The sequence below is a fragment of the Veillonella parvula genome, assembly GCF_945949885.1.
Classification (GTDB): domain Bacteria; phylum Bacillota; class Negativicutes; order Veillonellales; family Veillonellaceae; genus Veillonella; species Veillonella parvula_B.
In genome coordinates this window covers 25,918-32,315 of record NZ_CAMFFZ010000026.1, presented here as the reverse complement: position 1 = coordinate 32,315, position 6,398 = coordinate 25,918, and the positions used below count along the sequence as shown (strand labels likewise).

The following is a 6,398-nucleotide window of genomic DNA, read 5'->3' as shown; positions in this document are numbered from 1 at the left end:
TTTTACTGACCCCCAGTTTAACTGGGGGTTTAGTCATGCCTATTCGGCGTACAATAAAATAAGACCCCAGGTTTCAACCTGAGGTCTTATCAGTTTTGGCGGAGAGACAGGGATTTGAACCCTGGGTACGGTATAACCGCACACATGATTTCCAATCATGCTCCTTCAGCCGCTCGGACACCTCTCCATAAGCGCTGTTTCGCTGAACAGCTACTTAAATAGTATACGAAAAACTATGTGTCGTGTCAAGTCAATTTTTTAGGCGGTTACTTTTATCTGCGATATAATCAGTTGTATTTATAGATGCATCCTTCCACATTGGTTTCAATAAGGCTCCATTGGGATTTATCTAAGAATGACGGAAAGCGATTTGTATCGGTGAGTAAATAGAGCGGTGTATTTTGGGGTAACTGATCTGTATAGATAAAAGGCATTATTTTTTTTGCATCCCATGAAAGCGATAGGGGATTGACGGGGGTGGATCGGGCCGGCTCCAATTGGTATATAATATGATCGCTATAGTAGGTGGTTGAGACTCGATAATTGCGGCGACTGTTGAGTATCGTCGTGTCGGACGGAATATTGGCATGAATGTATCGGCTGGTTAGGGGGGAGGAGGCGTTTTTCATAAGAGGATATGCTACCGTATATGTGAGAATTCCGTAAAGACATACGGTTACAAAAGCGGTGTTTCGAATAAAAAGGTAATGCCTTTTACATAATATGGCAATAAGAACCGTTATTGGAGCAAGGGCGGGAAATGTATATGTCGTATATTTTGTAGCCATACAGGAAAAGAAGAGGATTATTGCGAGCCCCCACGTAATTAAATACATGGTCAACGGCGTTACATTTTTACGATCATATAAGGCCTGTTTTTGCGTATACAGTTTATACGGTAATATGAACGACCATGGGAACAGAGCGATGACGGTTACGATGATATAGTAGTACCATACATTAAATTTAGGGTGCTCCGACAGAGTGGCGCGCAACCAGTTGTGAACTCCGAAGAATACATTGATGAAGTCACTGCCGTGAGCCATATACATATAGCTATACCAGCTGCCGCTTAGCGTGACGAGTATAAGTAAACCTGTCGGGATTTTCAGGTGCAACAGTTCTTTCAGATTACGTGATATTCCCAGATATATGAAGATGATGAGGCCCGGTAAGAGGAAGCCGATAGGACCTTTTGTCAACACGGCCAGTGCGGATCCTATATAAGCTATATAATAGTATTTTGTATAATTCTGATTTAATATATGCTTGCGGTATCCTATGTAAAAACTCATAAGGGTTATATTAAGGAACAGAGCCAGTGTCATATCGGTGATGACCGCTTTCGAGATAATCCAGAATTCCGCGCTTGTAGCATATAAAACGGCGGATATGATTGCGTTTTTTTTATTACTTACACGGTATACGAATTTATAAAGTAAACCGATATTTACAATTCCTAACAGAGCGGAGAAGAATCGGGCCCCGAAATTCGAGATGCCGAACAGTTTGAAACCGATAATGAGTTCTATATAGTAGAATACGGGTTTATCATACCAGTAATGATTGAAAATTTGAGGTGACAGATAGTTATTTTGCAGCAGCATTTCTTTTGCCGTCAATGCATAGTTGGATTCGACAGGATCCGTAACGGGAAGAACAGAATTTCCCAAAAGGTACAGGAATCCGGCTGTGAATAAAATTATAGTTATATGAAAGTGTTCAGATTTGATGAATTTGATATAAGTTTGTCGAATCATGGGAATTCTCCTTATTTCGGATAACTAGAGTGTTTTACTAATTGTTCGGTTAAAGGACGTTGTGATTCCCTGATGAAAAAAAACAGAACGTTTCAGAGAGTTTATCAGAGCTGTTTTTATATGTTTCGGATTTTTTAAGTACGGTGTGATGTTATCTTTGATGAATGTGTTGTACCAAAGATAAAGAATATATGCGATCATGAAGCCGCCGATAACATCCATAGGGTAATGGTGACCCACAAAGATTTTGGCGAATCCGGTGAGACCGGTCAGGATTATTAAGATAACGCCCAACCGTTTATAAACCGTAAATAACGATAAGGTGATGGCGCTCATGCCCATTGCATGGGTACTAGGAAAACTCGGATTTGCACTGTGCGGTAATAACAGATGAACCGTATGTGTTACAAACGGGCGCGGTTCCGCATAGAAGAATCCGATCAGATAATGAATGCCGAGCGTGCAACTCAATAACAGCAACGCATGGATGACATTATGGGTCAAGTCTTTATCTTTTGTATACAGACCCAGAGCGAGAAGTACGGCTACCAGAACTGCCATAGCAGGAGCGCTGAATTTGACTAAATATATCATGAATTGATCCAGGATGGGGTTCATTCTCGCCATATTGTTGATCAGTTGAAAGAATTCGTAATTCATAAAATCTCCTTATATGTGATTTAGGTGTATTTGTTTTACGGATACATCATATCGAAGAAACTTTACGAAATTCTTACAGTCTTATGACGATATTTAAAAGGTTTTGTATAGGAGAATATCGTTTTTGTGCGTATAATAGAGTTATAAAGGAGGCGGGCTATGAAGTATAAATGGTTTCAGAGCTTGAGTGTGCAATACAAGTTGTTAATCAGCAATCTGCTGATGATTATTGTGCCGATTATTATTTTATTTTTACTGGTCGGCGCCCTATGGGGAGTATTGCGGTTTTCCGATCCCGTATCACAGCGATCGTGGATGATGCTTGCGCCAAGTACGCTACAGTCTCAAATTTTTGAATTTGAATTGGAGCAAATTAATAAAAAATTATGGACTTCGGAGAGCACTGTCTCTGATATACGTAATAATACCGCTGTCGTCGAGGCGCAAGGTCTTGATGTAGTCATTATGAAAGATGATGAGGTGCTGTATGCAACTCCGGGGGTTGACGGGTTTTATTTGGCCAGTAATGTGCTGGATTCTGTCCACGATGAAAGTCATGATATTCAGTATTATGAATGGGATGAAGACCGGGTGATTTATGTGAATCGATATGGATCGGGATTATTAGTTATCGGGTCGGGACGGATTCCTTTTCTGGCAAAAACGATGGGACGTGAATCAGAGGAAAAGGTATTGGTAGAAACCATATTCGGTTTTGTTATCATATGTGTTTTGGCATCCGTTGTTTTATGCGGCGTATATTTGGCCAATCGTTTATCACGACAGATTTTATCTCCTTTATACTACCTGCAGGCTGCGGCTACAGATATAAAAAACGGAATTATTCCCCAACCTATCGATATTATAAATAACGATGAATTGGGGAATACTTGTGAGGCTTTTAACAGTATGCAACAGTCCTTGGCTAAAGAGAAAGCTTTGCGGGAAGAATATGAAGAAAAACGACATCGTATGATTGCCGGTATCTGTCATGATATTGCAACGCCGCTCACATCTGTCAAGGGATATGCGAGTGGTATTCTGGAGGGGGTTGCTCAAACCGAGGAGAAGCGTGCCCGTTATGTACAGATGATTTATGATATGTCGGGGCGTATCGAAAAACTCGTTAATATGCTGTCCGATTTTTCGAAACTTGAATTGGGACAGATTCAGTATCAGTATGATATAGTCGTGATGGACCGATTGGTTTCTGATTATATAAAAGACCGCTATGTCAATTTTGGAGAAAATGAAGTTATGATTCACCAGACTTACGGCTGTCCCGGTCGACAGGTTCGTATTGATACGGTTCAATTCGGTCGTGTATTGGACAATATATTTTCAAACAGTTGGAAATACAGAGGTACGGATCCGCTTCAAATCAGTATTGCAACAACATGCGGCGCTGACCGGTTACGGCTGACTGTTACGGATAACGGGATAGGGGTTCCGGAGGAGATGTTGAACCGACTGTTTGACATTTTTTTCCGCACCGATACAGCTCGTAGCGAGGTGGCTCAAGGTAACGGTATAGGCCTTGCGATTGTTAAACAAATTGTGACCGATATGCAGGGATGTATCTGGGCTGAACAGGGGCCGGGCGAGCGTGGTCTGGTGATTGTCATGGAATTCCCTGCCGTAACAGATTCTGAAAAGGAGAGATCATGAATAGAGTTTTAATTATAGAAGATGATGCGGGTATTTTTGAACTTGAGCGCGATTATCTGGAGATTGAAGGTTTTGATGTCGATGTTGTGACGGACGGCGCAACCGGGGTTGAGCAAGCTTTACGTGGGGATTATAATTTTATTATTCTGGATATCATGTTACCCAAGAAGGATGGATTTTCCATATGTAGGGATATCCGCAAACAAAAAGAAATCCCTATTATGATGGTCAGCGCTAAACGTGAAGATATTGATAAAGTACGAGGCTTGGGATTAGGGGCTGATGACTATTTAATTAAACCCTTCAGCCCCGCCGAGTTGGTGGCTCGTGTGAAAGCACATATTCAACGTTTTAATCGGGTGAGAGATTCTATAGCACCGGTGTCGGACATTACCGAACCGAAAATTAGCGCCGGTGAACTGGAGATTAAACTGGCCTCTCATATGGTTTTGCTTCATGGTGAAGAGGTGGCATTGACACCGCGGGAATATGATATATTGATCCTTCTGGCGGCCAATCCGGGACGTGTATTTACGAAAGAAGAAATTTTCGAAAAACTATGGAATTCGGAATCTTTTGGTGAAACATCGACCGTGATGGTCCATATTAACCGGTTACGTATGAAAATTGATAAAAAGTATGGCGATGAAGAATATATAGATACCGTGTGGGGGGTAGGGTACCGATTTCATAAATGGGATAATTACAATAGGGAATAATATATGATGATAAAATCGTCGTAAAATGAAATCTTATATTTTAATCTAGTATCCACTGCTTCTTTTTTCTTTTGTTTCATCAGAATATTTTGGTCTAAAAAACTGCACCCCCGAAATTGGACACAATTTCGGGGGTGCAGTTCAAAAAACGTATTCTATTATGGTCTTTTTTGTACCTATCGGTCATTCGGTCGTTGTGCGCTTTCAATATCTGCTGCATCGATGGATAGTTTGATATCATCCGCCATTTTTTCAATTAGTGGAATGTCCTCTTCTTTTAGAGATGATTTTATATCGAGTGGTTCCGATACTATTTCCATGTCTTTGAAATCATTTTCAAAGTGAGCTACCATCATTTTCATCGCAGCGGATGCCCAGGAATGGTTACCGATGATGGATACTTTGTGATTTTGGAAGTTAAGGGCTTTTAATTCATGGATAAAGTTTTCCATAGTAAGGTATAGATTCAAGTTATATGTAGGTGCGATAGTTACCAAGTTAGTATATTTCCAAGCATCGGAGATGATGTAGGAAGCATTAGTTTTGGAAACATCGTAAATTTTGATATCTGTAACGCCACGTTTGGATAGTTGTTTAGCTAATTGTTGAGCAATAGCACGAGTATTGCCGTACATGGAACCAAAAGCGATAACAACACCTTTTTGTTCGGCTGTATAGCTGGACCAATGTAAGTATTTGTGCGTGATATATTGGATAGATTCAGGGGTGCGCCAGATTGGACCATGAAGTGGAGCAATGCGTTTGATATCAAGATTAGAAACTTTACGAAGCGCATTTTGTACTTGAGGTCCGTATTTACCAACAATATTTGTATAGTAACGACGGGCTTCTTCTTCATATGTGGCTACGAAATCGGTTTGGTCAGCAAAGATATTACCATTAACTGTACCGAATGTACCAAAAGCATCTGCAGAGAACAATGTGCCTGTAGATTTTTCGTATGTACAAGTTACTTCAGGCCAGTGAACCATAGGCATAGTGTAAGAAACCAATGTATGTTTACCTAAACAGATTTCATCGCCTTCTTTAATTTGATGGTATTGTTCTGGTTTTGGAGTGTTATAGAATTGCTCAAACATGCGGAATGTTGTAGCATTACCTACCATTTTACAATTTGGATAACGTTCCAATGTTTCCAATAATGTTTGGCAATGATCAGGTTCCATATGGTTTACGACGATATAATCGAGTTCACGACCATTTAAGAGGTGAGTCAAGTTGTCGAAGTACTCTTCACGAATTTCAGCATCTACAGAGTCTACGACACAAGTCTTTTCGTCGTCGATGAAATAGCTGTTATAGCTAACACCATTTGGAATAGGAAATAAGTTTTCGAAACGTTCTGTTGTCCAGTCATTACTACCAATCCAGTAGATATTATGAGTCATTTTCTGAGCACAATGCATAATAAAATCCTTTCTTAACCCACACTAGGTATGTATAGCTTTACATGAGAACTCATGTTTGTAAATATAGTATCAATTTATAATACTAATATTTTCGAAAAAAATCAATATTGAAAAAGCCTACTTGAAGAAGTAGGCTTTCACAAGAAAGTTCATAGTAATCA

General features: G+C 40.1%; 5 protein-coding genes and 1 tRNA gene. 2 read left to right on the top strand and 4 right to left on the bottom strand.

What is annotated here, in order from left to right; translation table 11 throughout:
- Positions 1-96: 96 nt before the first annotated feature.
- The 3 genes from Q7O55_RS07910 to Q7O55_RS07900 all read right to left on the bottom strand — a co-directional run bounded on the left by Q7O55_RS07910 (position 97) and on the right by Q7O55_RS07900 (position 2,420).
- Positions 97-187 (bottom strand) — tRNA-Ser (locus Q7O55_RS07910).
- A 100-nt stretch (positions 188-287) separates the two neighbouring features.
- Entirely contained in the window at positions 288-1,760 is a 1,473-nt protein-coding gene (locus tag Q7O55_RS07905) for a glycosyltransferase family 39 protein (protein WP_303929614.1), read from the bottom strand.
- A gap of 24 nt (positions 1,761-1,784) precedes the next feature.
- Positions 1,785-2,420: a phosphatase PAP2 family protein gene (locus Q7O55_RS07900; RefSeq protein ID WP_303929613.1), complete on the bottom strand. Its 636-nt coding sequence runs from the start codon at positions 2,418-2,420 to the stop codon at positions 1,785-1,787.
- 159 nt (positions 2,421-2,579) lie between these two features.
- Here Q7O55_RS07900 and Q7O55_RS07895 point away from each other — a divergent pair, with 159 nt between their 5' ends.
- Positions 2,580-4,088 (top strand): HAMP domain-containing sensor histidine kinase, encoded by a 1,509-nt coding sequence (locus Q7O55_RS07895; protein WP_303929612.1) that lies wholly within the window; start codon positions 2,580-2,582, stop codon positions 4,086-4,088.
- A complete protein-coding gene (locus tag Q7O55_RS07890) occupies positions 4,085-4,807 on the top strand; it encodes a response regulator transcription factor (protein WP_303929611.1) in 723 nt (240 codons plus the stop codon). The genes Q7O55_RS07895 and Q7O55_RS07890 overlap by 4 nt, the downstream gene beginning before the upstream one ends.
- Positions 4,808-4,983: 176 nt before the next feature.
- Here Q7O55_RS07890 and Q7O55_RS07885 read toward each other — a convergent pair whose 3' ends face one another.
- On the bottom strand, positions 4,984-6,234 hold the full coding sequence (locus Q7O55_RS07885; RefSeq protein ID WP_303929610.1) for an FprA family A-type flavoprotein: 1,251 nt from the start codon (positions 6,232-6,234) through the stop codon (positions 4,984-4,986).
- Between the last annotated feature and the right edge of the window lie 164 nt (positions 6,235-6,398).